General features: G+C 31.9%; 15 protein-coding genes. 6 read left to right on the forward strand and 9 right to left on the reverse strand.

From position 1 onward, the window contains the following. Window positions 1-66: 66 nt before the first annotated feature. From DK441_RS00635 to DK441_RS00655, 5 genes are all read left to right on the forward strand, one after another. Window positions 67-912: an N-acetylmuramoyl-L-alanine amidase-like domain-containing protein gene (locus tag DK441_RS00635; protein ID WP_109097027.1), complete on the forward strand. Its 846-nt coding sequence runs from the start codon at window positions 67-69 to the stop codon at window positions 910-912. Between the two features lie 75 nt (window positions 913-987). Further along, window positions 988-1,707: a hypothetical protein gene (locus DK441_RS00640; protein ID WP_109097028.1), complete on the forward strand. Its 720-nt coding sequence runs from the start codon at window positions 988-990 to the stop codon at window positions 1,705-1,707. Window positions 1,708-1,785: 78 nt separating this feature from the next. Then, a complete protein-coding gene (locus DK441_RS00645; protein WP_235015683.1) occupies window positions 1,786-2,244 on the forward strand; it encodes a GNAT family N-acetyltransferase in 459 nt (152 codons plus the stop codon). A 78-nt stretch (window positions 2,245-2,322) separates the two neighbouring features. After that, window positions 2,323-2,778 (forward strand): hypothetical protein, encoded by a 456-nt coding sequence (locus DK441_RS00650; protein WP_109097050.1) that lies wholly within the window; start codon window positions 2,323-2,325, stop codon window positions 2,776-2,778. Window positions 2,779-2,870: 92 nt separating this feature from the next. After that, complete coding sequence (locus tag DK441_RS00655; protein ID WP_025667966.1) at window positions 2,871-3,071, forward strand: hypothetical protein; 201 nt, start codon at window positions 2,871-2,873, stop codon at window positions 3,069-3,071. On the opposite strand, the gene DK441_RS00660 is transcribed toward DK441_RS00655, so the two are convergent. From DK441_RS00660 to DK441_RS00690, 8 genes are all read right to left on the reverse strand, one after another. Continuing rightward, window positions 3,050-3,928 (reverse strand): DUF4249 family protein, encoded by an 879-nt coding sequence (locus tag DK441_RS00660; protein WP_109097029.1) that lies wholly within the window; start codon window positions 3,926-3,928, stop codon window positions 3,050-3,052. The two genes, DK441_RS00655 and DK441_RS00660, sit on opposite strands and share 22 nt — an antisense overlap. A 3-nt stretch (window positions 3,929-3,931) precedes the next feature. Beyond that, window positions 3,932-6,532, reverse strand: coding sequence for a TonB-dependent receptor (locus tag DK441_RS00665; RefSeq protein ID WP_160111881.1), 2,601 nt, complete (start codon window positions 6,530-6,532; stop codon window positions 3,932-3,934). A 48-nt stretch (window positions 6,533-6,580) separates the two neighbouring features. Further along, complete coding sequence (locus tag DK441_RS00670; protein ID WP_109097031.1) at window positions 6,581-7,564, reverse strand: FecR family protein; 984 nt, start codon at window positions 7,562-7,564, stop codon at window positions 6,581-6,583. Between the two features lie 111 nt (window positions 7,565-7,675). After that, the gene (locus DK441_RS00675) at window positions 7,676-8,539 is read right to left on the reverse strand and encodes a DUF4249 family protein (protein WP_109097032.1); all 864 of its coding nucleotides are present in this window, start codon (window positions 8,537-8,539) and stop codon (window positions 7,676-7,678) included. A gap of 51 nt (window positions 8,540-8,590) precedes the next feature. Then, entirely contained in the window at window positions 8,591-10,924 is a 2,334-nt protein-coding gene (locus tag DK441_RS00680) for a TonB-dependent receptor (RefSeq protein WP_235015684.1), read from the reverse strand. Between the two features lie 77 nt (window positions 10,925-11,001). Next, entirely contained in the window at window positions 11,002-11,172 is a 171-nt protein-coding gene (locus tag DK441_RS26340) for a hypothetical protein (protein WP_160111882.1), read from the reverse strand. 145 nt (window positions 11,173-11,317) lie between these two features. After that, window positions 11,318-11,878, reverse strand: a complete 561-nt coding sequence (locus DK441_RS00685; RefSeq protein WP_109097034.1) for an RNA polymerase sigma-70 factor — start codon at window positions 11,876-11,878, stop codon at window positions 11,318-11,320. A gap of 197 nt (window positions 11,879-12,075) precedes the next feature. Next, complete coding sequence (locus DK441_RS00690) at window positions 12,076-12,672, reverse strand: porin family protein (protein WP_109097035.1); 597 nt, start codon at window positions 12,670-12,672, stop codon at window positions 12,076-12,078. A gap of 471 nt (window positions 12,673-13,143) precedes the next feature. Between DK441_RS00690 and DK441_RS00695 the strand changes: the two genes are divergently transcribed. Then, window positions 13,144-13,743, forward strand: coding sequence for a TetR/AcrR family transcriptional regulator (locus DK441_RS00695; RefSeq protein WP_109097036.1), 600 nt, complete (start codon window positions 13,144-13,146; stop codon window positions 13,741-13,743). 59 nt (window positions 13,744-13,802) lie between these two features. Here the strand turns inward: DK441_RS00695 and DK441_RS00700 are convergent, their stop codons facing one another. Beyond that, on the reverse strand, window positions 13,803-17,318 hold the full coding sequence (locus DK441_RS00700) for a T9SS type A sorting domain-containing protein (RefSeq protein WP_109097037.1): 3,516 nt from the start codon (window positions 17,316-17,318) through the stop codon (window positions 13,803-13,805).

The raw sequence follows: 17,318 nt of genomic DNA on the forward strand, positions 1-17,318 counted from the left end.
TAGTAGCTTTTTGTATTTTAGAACATATTAGAATTAAAAACTAAGCCTACTTAACATATATAACAAATGAACAGTAAATCTTTTATAATTTTTTTCTTTTTAATGACATATGCTATTCAGGCGCAAGAAATTATCTGTTCTGCAAAAGATAAAGAAATCTTTACCACCAGAATTACAGCTTTAAAAAAAGAATACACTCCAAAAACTGCTTTTGGAGAGACTCTGGTGTTTGTTGGAAAAACTTTTTTAGGTACTCCTTATGCTGCCAAAACTCTGGAGATCGGATCAAAAGAGTCGTTGGTGATTAATTTTCAGGGATTAGATTGCACTACTTTTGTAGAAAATGTACTGGTTTTAAGTCTAATGCTTAAAAATGGTAAAGATGATTTTGAATCCTATACCGCTTATCTAGAAAAAATACGTTATAAAAATGGAAAATTAGATGGATATGCCTCGCGGCTACACTACTTCTCTGAGTGGATTACTAATAATGAACAAAAAGGTATTATAAGAAATATTACAGGTGATATTGGTGGAGTAGAAATAGAGAAAGATATTAATTTTATGAGCACACACCGAGAACTTTATCCCTTTCTTAAAGATGATAAAAACTTTAAAGGCATACAACAATCCGAAATTAATATCAGCCAATCATCGGTATGTTTTTTACCAAAAGATCAGATTAAAGAACATGAAGCTTCAATACTATCTGGCGATATTATCGCATTAACTACTTCGATCAAAGGATTAGATATTACACATACAGGAATCGCTATACGCAAAGAGAATGGGCGAATTCATTTATTACATGCATCATCAAAGGGTCAGGTAGAAATCTCTGCGCTTCCATTGGTTGAATATCTTAAAAAGATAAAAAACAATACCGGAATTATTGTTAATCGGGTGCTGTAATCTTTTACTAGACTATCTCTTTAATCTTGTATAACTTAACCCAAATTGTTAATTTAGTAGAGCTAAAAAAAGAAGATGTTATTTCCCAGAACAAACATAGAGCAACAATTAGGTAAACTACGGGATAAAGAATTTAATGCCTCTACCTGGAAAGAACAAGTATATACAATCTTCTCGGAAGAAGAGAAACACGAGAATCAAATTCTTAAAAATCTGGAAAATTCTTCTCATGTAGTTCAGAATGTTTTTAATCTTGATCACATAGAAACTCACAGCATATACCATCTGGATCAAATCAAAAAAATCTGTATTACCTATCGATTACGTTTTTTGGATGTTAAATATTTTAAAGGAAAGTTGCCCTTATCTGCAATTTCTGCTATTAAAAACCTTGAGAAAAAACATCAAACCGAATTAAAAGGATTTAAAATTATTGCGCCATCTAAATTATTTAAATTAGAAAATGCTGATGATCCTCTACTCTTTGCTCCTATGGGTAATGACTATTTTTATTTAGTGCATAAATGGGGGAATGATTTACACCCACTTCGTAAATTTATGATGTGGTTTTTTAAGAGTTTTGAAAATTTACTCATACTCACTTTTTTAGTAAGTCTTTTACTTACATTTATGGTTCCAGAAGGTATGTTCACTAAACACAGTACTACCTCAACATTTATCATGATTTTATTCTTTATGTTTAAATCGGTAGCAGCTGTGGTGTTATTTTATGGATTTGCACTTGGAAAAAATTTTAATACTGTCATATGGAACAGTAAATATTTTAATGCTTAAACAAATAACACTATGTTTCCTGACAGTGAATATGAAAGAGTATATGCAGGTGGTTTAATTAAAACAAAACTTTTATAAATGATGATTGAAAGGCTTCAAAATAATGATGTAGAAGTATCCAAAAAAATACATTCAGTTTTTCAAGCATCGTACAAGATTGAGGCAAAATTATTAAATGTTACTGATTTCCCTCCTTTAAAAAGGTCTATTGAAAATTATGTAAATAGTAGCACACAGTTTTTTGGATACTTCAAAGATCAGGAGCTAGCTGGAGTAATTGAAATAGAACATAACAATAATTTTACAGACATTAATAGCTTAGTTGTAGATCCAAAATTTTTCCGACAAGGAATTGCTCGGAAATTAATGGAATTTGTTTTCAATACATTTGATTCGGATCTGTTTGTTGTTGAAACTGGACTGGAGAATAGACCCGCTACTAAATTATATAAAAACTCTGGTTTTAAAGAAGTTAAACAATGGGATACTGACTTTGGAGTTAGAAAAATAAAATTTGAGCGCAGAATAGAAAAATAAATAACTAAGCACAATAAAGTGCCCTAAAAATGTATTATAACACATTTTACACTAAATATCACCTAATTAATATTGGCAGTGAATATCAGTTTTGACCTTGACAGTACATTAATTCCAAATGGAAAAGAATTTGAAACCGAGAAGAGAAATAGAATTGCAAGACTTTTCGGAATCGAGGAAATTCGAAAAGGAACTCATGAATTGATTTCTGATTTACAAAAACAAGGGCATAAAATTCATATCTATACGACATCATTTCGAACTAAAAGGAAAATAAGACTGACTTTAAAATATTATGGAATAAAGGTTAATCGAATTGTGAACCAGACGGAAAATCAGAACGTATTAAAATCTCAGAATATAAACTCATCGAAATTTCCTCCTGCATTTGATTTTGATTTGCATATTGATGACTTAAAAGGTGTCGCTATCGAGAGTGAGAGATTTAATTTCAAAGTAATTATTGTTAAACCAAGTGACAAAAACTGGATTGAAAAAATAAAAAATGGAATTAAAAATAAGCGGAATCAATGATATATAAAAATAATTTCTCAATTTTGGGCTTAACCAAAAACAATTATTGGTTTACTTATTTCCAATTATCAAACAAAACTTAACCTAAAATTATGGAAAACGAAGATAAATCACCTCGCAAAACCTGGGATTTAATGATCGGTATTGCTCTTGTTTTATTTGGAGGTTTACGATTATATAATAGATTACAAGCTCAGGCAGAATGGGACTTCAGAGTCATGATAACCATATTATTTATTGGTTATGGAGGGTATCTAATTTACAAGCATTTTCAAACCCCATCTAAAGATTGAATTGGACCTAGTGTCATCGTTTTTTCTAATAATCGAAATCCTGCAAATACACCATAACCCCCTTCTCCTTCTATATTATTAGGCGGTATAATAGGCTGAAAGAAAGGGTTTGATGTTTGATCTTTATTTAAAAAAGAGGCTTTTAAAGTGGTAAAAATAAGTTCGTCTACATTTGCGACTTTTACGGTAATTTCTAAGCTTTCGTTTGTATTAAAGATTGTTCCATTTGCAGATATGCTTAATCCATCTCCATTTACATCAGTGGCAAATCTTTCAATATCAAAATTTGCAATAGAGCGATTTTCTTCTGTACTATTGGTCACATTAAATAATGCTCCTACGATATAAAAATTATTTTCGCCCTTTATATCATCAAAACTTACACTAAGATTCTCTACAACAGCACCATCTGCAGCTCTAAACCCAACCGCCGCCGATACATTTTCTATTTTCATAACAGGAATAACACAAGTAGCTTTAAATTCTTTTCCTTCTGCTAAGACATTTAGAGTATACCTTTTTCCCGGTTCAATCAAGAATTCACTAGATGCAATCTGATATAACTTACTATCGCTAGAATATCTTAATTCTACTTCTTCTTGGTTTTCATTTTTGATAACTACTACTGCATCTTTAATGATTAAAGTATTTACAAAATCTGCTGGTTCGAGTTGTAAAGGTTTATCAAAGACAGATATTGTTTTAGAAACTTCAACTTTTATTACTTCTTCTTCTGGAGATAAAAAACCATTAATCAAAACTAACTTCTCTCCTTCTGGTCTATTTTTTATCTCTTCTTTTAGATCTTCGCAACCTAAAACTATAAAACCTATGATTAATAAAATGTAGAGTCTCATATACTAAAATTTTAAACTATAATTAAACGACGGAAGAAACTGAAATAAGTATCTTCTATACAAAACATTGGGAGAACTTTGATTTTCGCTAGCAATTTCATAATAAAAAGGGTTTTTTCTAGCATATACATTATAAAACGAAAAGCCCCAAGTTCTTTCTCTATTACGTTTTGTGATTTTATGAAATTGAATTCCCAAATCTAAACGATGAAAATTTTCTCCTTTAAAATTATTTTTTTCTGTATTAAACAGTAATATATTATCATTATTGTTTACATCCTCTATCGGGAAATTATTACCCGCTGCAACTCCTAATGTATTAGGGAGGTTGTAATTAATTCCTGATGCAAATAACCAATTACCAGAAATCGTTATTCTTTTACTAGGCTTATAAATCCCTACAACAGAAAAATCATGTCTTCTATCATAGCGTTCATTAAATATCTTTCCTCCATTTAAATCTTTAAACTGTCTTCGTGACCATGATAAGGTATATCCCAACCAACCTGTTAGTTTTCCTTTCTTTTTTCTAAGTAAAAACTCTGCTCCATATGCCCAACCTTTCCCGGTAGTAATGCCATTTACAAAATCAACAGTTCGGATAGAACCTGTAATTTCTCTTACGCTTTCGAGACCTGCAAAAGAAGCACCTTCTTTAAACGCTATAATGTCCTTCATTTTTTTATAATACCCTTCGATTGTTAATCCAAATATATTATTCTTGAAATCCTTTGCCACCCCTAAAGCAATTTGTTCAGAAAGCTGAGGCTTTAATCGTTCTGTAGAAGACACCCAAAGATCTGTTGGTAATCCCAAACCACTATTAGATAACCGATGTATGTACTGATTCATTTTTGCATATGAAGCTTTTAATGTAAGCAAAGGATACAATTTATAAGCAGCAGAAAGCCTCATCTCTGGTTTAAAATAACCTTTAGATTTATGCTGAAAGTGACTAAACCTCAAACCCGGATATATGCTAATCTTGTCGTTAATTCTCCAATCATCTTCTATATATATTGCACTCTCTAAGGTTTTGATTTTTTGTGTGTTTACAATTTCATCATCATTAATATTTTTAATATTAATTTCTTTTGGTGTAAAATCATGATAGGTCGATCTAATACCAAACCTAAATGTATGATTAGGTGTGGGATAGTAATTAAAATCGAATTTAACTCCATAATCATTGATTCCTGAGCTTGTCTTAAATGTAGAACTTCGATTTGCTCTTCCTCTATCATCTTTACTTACCGTAAATTTATAATTACTAAATATTAATGATGTATTAGAGAAGAGCTTATTATTAAATTCATGATTCCAGCGTAAAGTAGAAGTTATATTTCCCCAAAGTATTTTCTGCTTAGATCTTTCATTCTCAAAAACGGTTCTGTTTCTATATTTATCTTGCCCATAGTATGTGCTCCAATACAACTTATTTTTATCATTGATAACATGATGAAGCTTAGCATTGACATCTGTGAAATAATAAGCAAGTTTCTCTTCCTTGGTCATTAATGGTAAAAGTAACAGATCTGCATATGTTCTACGACCACTAATTACAAAGGATGTTTTTCCTTTTTTTATGGGGCCTTCTAACAATAGAGATGAAGAAATCAAACTAATATTTGCTTTGCCAGCAAATTTTTCTTTATTCCCATTTTTAGTATTTATCTTCACTACAGAAGATAACCTTCCGCCATATCGAGCAGGAAAACCTCCTTTAAATATTTCTACGGATTTAATGGCGTCTCCGTTAAATATAGAAAAAATCCCAAAAAGATGGTTTGAATTATAAACTGTAGCTTCATCTAGTATGATCAAATTTTGATCTGGTGTTCCGCCACGAACATAAAAGCCTGTAGAACCTTCACTACCTGATTGTATTCCTGGTAATAATTGTAAGGTTTTAATAGCATCTTTTTCTCCCAGGATTGTAGGAATATCTTCAAAAAATGAAGGGCTTAGTTTCTCAGAACTCATCTGTGTAATCTGACTTTTACTTGTTTCCTGATCAGAATTTATAATAATTTCATCCAGATATTCAGTCTCTGGTTCTAAACTTAAATTTATCGTAATATCAGAGGTAAGATCAATGTTTTTCTTAATATTTTTATATCCTACAAATGAGATTAATATCTGATGATTGCCCTCTGGTATAGAAAGGGAATAAAACCCATAATCATTGGTTGTTGTACCCGTATTGAGTTTGGGGATATAAATAGATACACTACCAAGATATTCCTGGCTTCCTTTTTCAGAAATATACCCGCTAATTGTGTACTTTTTTGGACGTTTATAAATTAGTAGTTTTTTACCCAAAACTTTGAATTGATAGAGTTTCGAGGGAAATAGATTTCTTAATATCTTAGCTAAAGTTTTTTCTTTAGCATTAACCGATACTATTTTAGAAATATCTATTGCGCTATCAGAATATCCTATCGTAAAATTTAATTTTGTTTCTAACTCACCTAAGACACTGGCAATAGATACATTTTCTTTAACTAAACTAATTTTTTGATCTAAAATTTCTCCCTGGGTATAACCACTAAACCCTCCTATAAAAAGCGCTACAAATAGTACCCTAATTACTTTTATTCTCACTAGAAAATTAAATCGGCAATTTGATTTTTGCAAAAAGAATAATGTTTTTTAAGAATTACAATCTCCTCCTTTTATAACAATATTATTCGAATCATTTTTTTCATATGTGACATCAAATAATATTTTAAGAGTTTCCAAAACATCCTCAAACGATTCGTTGTCAAAGATAGTGGTTAACGTACAATTAGCAAATTCTCGACTCTCGATAATTATGTTCTTATTGTAATACAGTTCTATATCTTTAATTACTTGTTCTATAGAAGTTTTTTCAAATTTAAGTACTCCCGATTTCCAGGAAGAGAAATTTAGGCTTTTATTTGAAGTTTTTATCAATTTGCCACTCTCTTTTGCTGTTACCATATCTCCCGGAGCTAAAATTTCTTTATATTTTTTTGATGAAAACTCAACACTACCTGTTACCAATACAAGCTCTACTTCTTTTGTATTAGCATTATTTTTTAGGTTAAATGACGTACCTAAAACTTTAGTTTGTGTGATATTGGCAATAACAACAAATGGTTTCTCGGGGTCTTTTGTAACTTCAAAAAAACCTTCTCCTTTTAGGTTTAACTGCCTGTTATTTCCTTTAAAATCCTTTTTATAAGTAAGTTGACTACCTTCATTAAGCCATACGATAGAGTTATCTGGTAATACAAATTTGTTTTCTGCTCCCGTTTTTGCCAGTAAAATTACTTCAGTATTAAAAAGTGAATTAAAATAAAAGCCTAAACCAATCAAAAGCACAATAGAGGCTGCGATTTTAAGATAAACATTATTTAATTTTGGTTTCTTCTTTACTGTAGCATTTATGCCAGATTCAAATTTACTCCATTGTTCATCTACATCAATTTTATCAAAATCCTCTATATTTTCTGAAGTACTCCATATGCGTTTAACATCTTCAAAATAGGTTGTATTTGATTCGGATTCGGCAATCCAATCCTCTACAAACTTTCGTTCATCATCTTGTACGTCATTTTGTAAATAACGTGTTAAAAGTTGTAGTATGTGATCTTCTTGTTCGATATTCATTTCTGAAATTAAAATCTGGCTCTAAAAGTAATAAATTATTAAGATTATGTTGTCAAAACAACTTTAAGTTCGCTTTTTAAATAATAGTCTACTCGATTTTATCTTTTTTGTTTAAAGAGTTTCTTCCACTTCTGTTAATTGATACCCCGCAAAAACACCATATCCATTCTCTCCTTCTATATTGGTCGGAGCAATAACTGATTCTGCAAATGGATCTCCGTCATTAAAATCATTTAAATATGTTGCCCTTAGCGCTTCGTATAATATTTTTTCTGCATTGGCTACCTGAATCTTTATCTGAGGATTAGGTAATGCATTATCTGATAAAGTAAAAAAACCATCTGCTGTGATTACAGAATTTTCTCTACTTACATCTGTCGCAAACTGTTTAAACTCGAAATTTATATTTTCTACCTGGTTACTAGTTGTGCCTCCTCCATTATCAAAAGACTGAGTGACTACAGCACCTATGATATAAAAATTATTTTGATCTTTAATATCTCCTACCGTAACTTTCAACAAACGATTACCAGAGAATTCACCTTCTTTTATCTGAATATCCTTCTCTATCCTTTGTACAGATTCGGTTGGTATTGTACAAGATGCTTTATATTCTTTACCTAGAGCCGTAACTTTCAAAAAGTATTTCTTGCCAGGAGAGATTACTAAACCACTTGCTGGTGCTTCATAGTTTAAAGACGCATCTGTATATACAAGTGCCACTTCATTATTTTCTTCATCTGCTATTACCACAGTAGCATCTTTAATAACCATATCCTTAATATTGATTGCATTTGATGCTCTTGATTTAGATCTTGACACTTGTACTTTTAGTGTAGTGTCTTGTGGTGATAAATAGCCATTAATAACAACTAGTTGTTGTTTTTCTAACAAATCACTTGCGTCTACACTTGTCTCGCAGCTTACTAAACAAATACTTAGGGTTATTAATAGTATACTTTGAAAATATTTCATCTGTGTATCTTTATATTTTTCTAATAATTTTGACCTTGTTGATTTCACTTTTTAGAATTTATAGGTATAATTAATTGATGGAATAAACTGTAGTATTGATACTTTTTTAAGTTTAGCATCATCAAAATAATAATAGAAAGGATTCTTTCTTCCATAAATATTATATATCGAAAATCCCCAGGTACGTTCCCTATTCTTTGAAAATCGTTTATGAAATTGAATTCCTAAATCTAAACGATGATAATTTTCTCCTCTAAAATTATTTCGCTCTGTGCTAAAAGGTGTTCCTCCATTAGAGAGATCAGGTATTGTTATCGGAAAAGTACTTGTGTTTGATAATGACTCGGTATCCGGAAGATTAAAATTATTCCCCGAAGAAAACAGCCATGTTCCCGATAGTGTAATACGATCATTAGGCTTGTAAATCCCTACCAAAGAAAGGTCATGTCTTCGATCATATTTTGCAAAGAATTTTCGTCCTTGATTTAGTTCATCAAATTGTCTTTCTGACCACGATAATGTATACCCTAACCAGCCTGTAAGTTTCCCTGTTTTTTTACGTAATAGTAGCTCTGTACCGTAAGCCCACCCTTGGCCTGTAGTAATATTTTCTTCCCAATCTATTTCTTTTCCTGTTCCCAGGTCTTCTAACAACAAGAATGAAGCACCTTCTTTATATGCTATCACATCGTCCATTTTTTTATAATACCCTTCGACAGTAATAGAATATCCATCATCCATAAAATCTTTTGCCACTCCAAATGCATATTGTTCAGAGACCTGGGGTTTTAATTGGTCTGTAGAAGACACCCAAAGATCTGTAGGCAACCCTATTCCTGAATTAGAAAGTAAATGAATGTATTGATTCATTTTAGAATACGAAGCTTTTAGTGCCAAATCGGGTTTTACATTCCAGGCAATAGTTGCTCTTGGTTCCAGATTAAGGTAATCTGTTGATTTATATTGAAAATGAGTTAACCTTAACCCGGGAGAGAAACTTAATGTATTGGTAATTTTCCAATCATCCTCGAGATATAAAGCGCTCTCTAGAGATTCAATTTTTTGTGTGATATCAGAATTACTTTCTCCTGTTTCTCTTATCCTGGATTGTTTTGGCACAAAATTATGATATGTAGATGCTAGTCCAAACCGTATAGAATGCTTAGGGTTTGGGTAGTAATCAAAATCTGCTTTAATTCCATAATCATTGATTCCAGAGTTTGTTTTCAATTTAAAAATTTCATTCTGAAACTTTTCATCAACTTTAATTCCAAAGTTATAATTACTAAAAATTAAAGAAGTGTTAGAAAAAAACTTATCACTAAATTGGTGATTCCATCGTAATGTAGAGGTAATGTTACCCCAGAACAATTTTGTTTTTAAGTCATCTCCTGCTTCCTTTTCAACTGCATGGAATTTATCTTGTCCAAAATAATTACTCCAGTATAGTTTATTTTTTTCATTAAAAACATGGTGTATTTTAAAATTAAGATCCATAAAGTAATAGCCCGCTTTTAGATCTGATTTTTGAAAAGGCTTAGACAGTAGATCTGCATATGTTCTTCGTCCACTAAAAATAAATGAAGTTTTTCCTTTTTTAATTGGCCCTTCTACCAATAGAGATGAAGATATTAACCCGACGTTTATTTTTCCGCTCAGCCTTTCTTTATTTCCGTTTTTTGTATCTATTTTGAGTACAGAAGATAATCTACCACCAAATCTTGCCGGAAACCCTCCTTTAAAAGTTTCTATAGACTTAATAGCATCTCCGTTAAATACCGAAAATATTCCAAATAAGTGGTTAGAATTATACACAGGAGCTTCATCTAGTATGATCAGGTTCTGATCCGGGGTTCCTCCTCTTACAAAGAACCCTGCACTTCCTTCATTACCTCGCTGAATTCCTGGCAATAACTGCAATGCTTTGATTACATCTTTTTCTCCCAAAATAGCGGGAATATCCTCTATTTCTGAAGGTTTTATAGAGACAACACTCATTTGAGTTACCTGGCTTTCATTCACCCTTCTGTCTCCATCTATAATAACTTCATCAAGGCTTTCGGTTTCTAGTTCCATATCAAAATTAAGTGCGAGATCACTAGTAAGATCAATCGATTTTTTAATGGTACCATATCCTATAAAAGACACAATCAATTCATGTGCTCCTTCAGGAATAGTAAGTGAAAAGAATCCGTAGTCATTGGTAGTAGTCCCCACTGCACTACCTGGAATATAAATTGATACAGCCGGTAAATATTCCTGACTACCTGATTCTTTTACATACCCACTAATTGTATATTTTTCTACTGTTTTTTGTTGGCTAAATATTTTACTAAAGCCCATAAGTATCACCCAAAAGGCAAGAATTACTTGTTTTGTTTTCAATTTTCTAAAAAGTTTAATGATTATATATTCAAAACACCTATTATGATCAAATCATTGATTTTATATTCTAAGCGATATCATAACACTATTCTTTGAATCCATAATCGTTGAATCTTATGATAATATGAAGTATTGTCAGAACTCTCAGAAACCCACTGTTGTACAAAAAATTCTTCTTCTGGTGTTGCTTTATCCGAAAAATATTTAATTAAAGCATATTCTAAGTTAATTTGGTTGTGCATATTCATAACAGATCTCATTTTAATAAAAATTATATGTTATTTTTTCTTTCTACAACAAAGCATTTTACATTATCTCTGTATAGTTAGTTACCTATATGACGAATAGAAAAGAAGTTACACGTAACTGGAAAGTAAAAAAAATGAAAATAAATCATAAACAACTAACAATCAATATTATAAAAACAAATAAAAGTAATGCTTTTATTTTTTTAAGGGCATTACTGATATGAGTTTCTACTGTTCTTTTGCTAATATTAAGCTCATCAGCAATCTCTTGGTTTGTTTTTCCTTCGAACCGACTAAGCATAAAGATTTTTTGATTTTGATCAGGAAGGGTCTTGATAGCTTTATAGATTTTTTCCTGTAATTCTGTTTTCTCTATTTCATTATCATTCTCTTCTACAAGAATAGACGATTCTTTTTGAATGATATCCTTATGTTGTTGGCGAATATTATGAATTTTGATGTAATCCAAACATCGGTTTTTTACAGATGTATATAGGAATGATTTTAAAGAAGTATGGATGATAAGTTCATCTTTTCTTTCATAGAGTTTTATAAACACTTCTTGTGTAATATCTTGTGCTGTATCCAGATCCAAAACATACCTTTTGGCATATATGGTAAGTACTTTAAAATATTGCTTAAATACAGATTCAAAAACTTTGACATTTTTGTTTTTGATTTGTTCTATGATAAGTTGATCACCCAAACGTTGGTTTTGAAAATTATGCTATCAAATATCTTGCAAAGATAAAATTACATTACTATTCTCAAAGAACGAAAAATTCGAGTATATGTTACAAAAATTAAACAAACACCCCCTTCTCTTATCACTTCTTAATCTAATGCAGAATATAAAAAGGGGTATTGAAATTTGTTTTCTAATACCCCATCAATAGTAAACAATTAGAAATTAAATCTATATGATATCCCTACTTGCAAAACTTCGTTAAATTGGTTTTTTTCTTTATAAAGAGATTGTTGTGAAAAATTGTGAAAATCTCCATCAAAAACATCTAATGTTCCTCTTTTATATCTGGCCTCTACTCCTATGCCATTTTTAAATTCGTATCCTAAACCAACCGCGATCGAAACATCAACAAAAGTAACATCATTACCTTCATCCCTGTTTACGATTCCTACCGGAGTATCATCTACATCAAAATCAATACCTGGTGCAATTAAAAAATGTAAGCCTGTATTTTTAACAAAAAATTTATTTGTTGCAGATATTGAAAGATAATGAATTTCGACATCGCTCCCAGTAGCAAACTTAGTATTACCTCCTTGATTTGAATATCCGATTTCGGGTTGAAGAGCATAAAGTTTTGAGAATCTGATGTTCAATAATGCTCCTAAATAAACTCCTGGTTTAGTTTCTAAATTTGAATCAGAAAGATTAGAAATATTAACTCCTCCTCTTAACCCAAAAGATGTCTTCTTTTGTGCTGATGTGATTCCGAAAATGCTAATACATGTACATACTAATAAAAGTTTCTTCATTGTAATAAAAAATTATATGTTTTACTTTTTAGAGAATAAAGCATTATGCTTCACCTTTGTTCATTTATCAATATGACGTATAGAAAAGAAGGGACACGTAACTAAAAAGTGATAAAATTTCAAAAAAAACACAAATAGCTAAGAGTCAATATTATAAAATAGTCAAAACCTATAATTTTATTTTTACAGTATTAGTCACTAAAATTATTAATCTCATTTCCTCAATAGTAAACTCTTTAAGTACTATGGGAATAGCGTTTTTCCTGAAGAAGGTTATTCTACATCATTGTAATCTTATAATTTTTCATACTGTTTATATAAAAAATAATACAAGGATTAACCTTTATTCATGCATATTTTCACATAACTTTTTGGTTATTTATGTTGTAAACGATTAAGTTTGAAAAACGGAAAACAAAAAAGCAGAACTACTTTATACTAAGTAGTTTGATTTTAGTAAACTTATTAAACGTGGGAAGAAAATCTATACTCAAAAATAGAAAAGAAAAGAACCGAAAAGTAGAACAATGGACCCTGGCAATACTCCCTAAATTGAAGACCGCAGATTTAGGTGAACTAACCATGGATGACCTGGCTTTGCTTATGAAAAAAAGTAAATCTACTATCTATCAATATTTTACTACAAAAGAAGAGATTTTTGAATATATCACACAAGTAAGAATAGATTATTTGTACACGTATAAAAATCAGATTACAGAAGAAATTTTGAAATTAGATTACAGATGTGAAACTCTAGGGCGTATTCTTATGGAAGGAGCTAAGGACGTTTCTTCTTTTTTTTTAAGACAATTACAAGAACATTATCCCACAGCATGGAAAATTATTGAAGAATTTTTATGTGCATTACTCGAAGATCTAAAACAATTTTACATCTTAGGAATAGAAAGCAATATCTTTAAGCCCATATCGTCTGAGCTTCTTGTTAAATTAGATGAATACTTTATCAGGCAATTAATTACTGACGATAATTTCTTTGATCAGACTGAAGAAACATTAGAATCTATAATGAGAGATTACATGTTTTTAAAATTTGAAGGGTTAAAAAAATAAGTATACCTATAAGCAGAAACTTATAGGTATACCATATCTTATCGTTATAATAAAAAAGCTTATCTGATAACAATTCTTGTTGTATTTGTTATCCCACCATCTCCAAAAACCTTAACCAAATACATTCCTGATTTAAGATTTTCTAAGGACAACGTTTGTTGAGATTCATTTAGTGTTCCAATTCTTTTTGAGTATACGAGTCTACCACTTATCCCATATATTTCGACCACGCTGTTGTTCATTGTGGTTCCTGATGAAATCTGTACCTCTCCATTAGAAATTGTTGGATATAAAAGAGCGCCTTCTGAACTTCGAGGAGGTTGCACTATTTCTTCCTGTTCTTCTGCTACCAATTGTTCTTCTGGTGCATTTATAGAGCGAATAGCCCAACCAAAGGAAGTAAATAAAGGATCAGAAATTAACCGAAAACGTACTGCAATAACATCTCCTTCCTGAAAAAAGTCTAATAAATTGATTGATTGTTCTTTAAACAACTCATCATTTATTGCTGGAGAGGGGCCAGAATTAAAAGCATCTGTCCATTCTGGAAATCTTTGTGCATCATAAGCATCTAATCGTACCCAATCTTTTAAGTTACTAGAAGCTTCTATAGTTACGTAATCATAAAATTGACCCGGTGCAGGATCAAATTCTGTGATTGCAACATCCTCGTATGTAAAATTTCCATTCTCTGCATTAACAATAATAGGATGCCTTAAAACAGTACGATATTCTGAATCATTTAAATAGGGATGTGCAGAATTATTAAGAACCGCTTGACTTACTGTTTCATTAACTGTATTGATAACAAACTCTCCTCCAAAAGTATATACATCAGACATCTCAAAAGTTGCAATAGATACAAGATTTTTTGGAACTGTATAGTTTATAATATCAAATGATGCCGACGAAGCAACAGATGTATCTCCTGTACTATCAACGGCTTTCAATCCAACAGTATGGTTGCCTTCTACCAAATTTTCTATCGTATAAGTAAACTCGGTACCTTGCACGATATTATCTGTAATTTGGGCGATTTCTTCTCCATCTAAATACACTACTATTCTCTCAATATCTTCATTCTCCTGTACATAGGTAATCGTTGCATTCTGATTTTCTACAGATTCTTGTGTCGAAGCCGTAATTGTTGGAGGTGCGTAGTATATAGGAGGTTCATAGCCTTCTAGTTCCTCAAGAGTAGCGGTCCAGACTCCTCTACCATGAGTTGCCATGACTACTTCATCATTTACAATTTTCATTTGCCAAACAGAAAAAGCTGGTAATCCCGCCAGAAGAGACCAGTGCGCTCCTCCATCTAATGTTTGAAACACTCCAATATCTGTACCTACCCAAATTCTATCTTCATCAAAAGGCATTTCTACCAAACTATGTATTGCAACATCCGGAAACCCTCTGTCTTCTCCTGCAGAAAACCCAGAGATATCAACCCAGGTTTGCCCTAAATCTTCTGTTTTTAATATTTTAGCGGCTCCCTGCCCAGAAAATAACACATAAGCTCTATTCTCGTTTGTAGAAGAAGTTTCTACTCCTGAAATAAAATAATTATGATTAACACCATCTCTTGGGTCAGAGAATAAAGCCGTAGGCTCATAAGACACTCCATTATTCTTAGAAACATGAATCACATAACTTCCTGATTCTGTCATTGCATTACCAGCCCATACAATATCTGGGTTAGCTGTTGACACAGAAACATCTAATGAACTTGAAGCTCCTACAGAAAAATTATTTGGAATAGAAGTTAACTGCCATGATTTTGCAAAATCAGGAGATCTCCATACTCCACTAATAGAAGGACTAAAGAGTACATTAGGATTATTATTCGAGTTTGTAATTTTAGAGTAAAAAGGTGATGTTCCTGCTCCCGATTCTCCATGCCTTGCATTATACCCTTGGCCATCCTCATAGCGTACAAAACCATTAAATTGAGAACCACCTATAAATTCATTGGGGTTGTCATAATTCCACAATACTTCAAACCCATCTCCTCCGATGATAAACTGATACCCAGTTTCATCGTTTGCTCCATTTTCGGTAAATGATATCCAGGTTCCATTATCTTGTGCTCCAGCCATATAATCTTCTGTACCGTTACGTTTATCGGCTCCATAAAACTGCGTACAGTTAAGTCCTACTGCAGAAGTAGACCAATCATTAAGTGTTGTTCCCGGTTCATACAAATAATCTGTATGATATATCCCTCCATCGTTAGCAAGAATTAATTTAAACTTTTTCTCTTTTCTTTTCTTAATCCATGTTAGACCATGTTGATCTACGTGAACATAATTATTTAATTCACCATTATAACCTGCTGCGATAGGCTGAAAAGTATAACTCACTGGTCCATCTTTACTTTTAGTTTTGGTTCCAGTTCCTGCTTTAACTATTTGCACTCTATGCATCACTACTCCTCCAGCATAAAAAACATTTTCATTAAAAGGATGCGCTCGTATTATATTGTCATACCATCCTTGCCCAGTAATTAAATTTCCTGCTGCAGGAGTTCCTTCATAACCAATTAATCTAAACGTTTCTCCTGCATCACTGGTAAGGTAAAAATCGGTATTCACTGCAGTAGTTGCTCCTCCATTGCCTGTGTACACCGAAATGAAAACCCTATTTGGATTAGCTGGAGAAACATCAAGCTCAAAACGTGAATGGTTTGAGTTGTAATCATCCCTATTTAACACTAAGTCCCATGTTAATCCACCATCTGTACTTTTTATAACTCCTATACTATTTACGCCTCCATATAGAGTATTAAAATTAGTAGGGTCATAATTAAGATCCTGAACATTTCCTCCACTATACGTATTCTGCCACGTTACTCCTCCATCTGTGGTAACATAAATTCCATTTCTACTTGCAACAACAAGGTTATTTTCATCTTCAGGATTTAAGGCTAATCGACCAACTCCTCCAAAACTTTTGGTATTATTAAGGTATTCCCAACTGTGGCCTCCGTTTTCGCTTTTTAAAACTCCAACTCCTCCAACTGCATCTAGGTTGTTAAAAGGCTCTCCTGTTCCCAGATATAATGTTTCTGGATCACTTGTTCCCACTGCTACTGTAGATGTAGACAGGTTAGGTATTTTATAATCTGTAAGATTTTCCCAGGTGGTTCCAGCATCTTCGGTTACCCAAAGTCCACCACCAACGGTACCTGCATACCATTTATCATCATTATCAGGGGCCACTACAATACCACGTATCCTACCTGGTACATTTACAGGCCCTCTTTCTTTCCATTTAATAATACTAGAGTTCTTGGCCGTAGACCTATTTTTCATAGCTTTTTGATGCTCTGTCATCAAGAAACCATCTTTATATGTAGATTCTTCGGCACCAATAGGTTTTAAAAGGTTTGCCTTATACTCTGCTATGATTTCAATTCCTTTCTTCTTGTTATAATCTTTCTTTTTTTTGAGTTTTTTAGAAGTTTCTACGATGCTTATTTCAGTGAGTTTTTGTTTTTGATTTTTATCGCACGAAGAATAAACGATTAGTAGAAAGATAAGAACAGCCAATTTTCGAAAATAAAATTTGTGTGTCAT

The organism is Aquimarina sp. AU58 (genome assembly GCF_900312745.1).
GTDB classification, from domain to species: Bacteria; Bacteroidota; Bacteroidia; order Flavobacteriales; family Flavobacteriaceae; genus Aquimarina; species Aquimarina spinulae.

What these genes read in the sequence shown, in the direction of transcription:
- DK441_RS00635 (WP_109097027.1), top strand. Translation starts at nt 67, where the DNA reads ATGAACAGTAAATCTTTTATAATTTTTTTCTTTTTAATGACATATGCT.
- DK441_RS00640 (WP_109097028.1), top strand. Translation starts at nt 988, where the DNA reads ATGTTATTTCCCAGAACAAACATAGAGCAACAATTAGGTAAACTACGG.
- DK441_RS00645 (WP_235015683.1), top strand. Translation starts at nt 1,786, where the DNA reads ATGATGATTGAAAGGCTTCAAAATAATGATGTAGAAGTATCCAAAAAA.
- DK441_RS00655 (WP_025667966.1), top strand. Translation starts at nt 2,871, where the DNA reads ATGGAAAACGAAGATAAATCACCTCGCAAAACCTGGGATTTAATGATC.
- DK441_RS00660 (WP_109097029.1), bottom strand. Translation starts at nt 3,928, where the DNA reads ATGAGACTCTACATTTTATTAATCATAGGTTTTATAGTTTTAGGTTGC.
- DK441_RS00670 (WP_109097031.1), bottom strand. Translation starts at nt 7,564, where the DNA reads ATGAATATCGAACAAGAAGATCACATACTACAACTTTTAACACGTTAT.
- DK441_RS00675 (WP_109097032.1), bottom strand. Translation starts at nt 8,539, where the DNA reads ATGAAATATTTTCAAAGTATACTATTAATAACCCTAAGTATTTGTTTA.
- DK441_RS26340 (WP_160111882.1), bottom strand. Translation starts at nt 11,172, where the DNA reads ATGAATATGCACAACCAAATTAACTTAGAATATGCTTTAATTAAATAT.
- DK441_RS00690 (WP_109097035.1), bottom strand. Translation starts at nt 12,672, where the DNA reads ATGAAGAAACTTTTATTAGTATGTACATGTATTAGCATTTTCGGAATC.
- DK441_RS00700 (WP_109097037.1), bottom strand. Translation starts at nt 17,318, where the DNA reads ATGACACACAAATTTTATTTTCGAAAATTGGCTGTTCTTATCTTTCTA.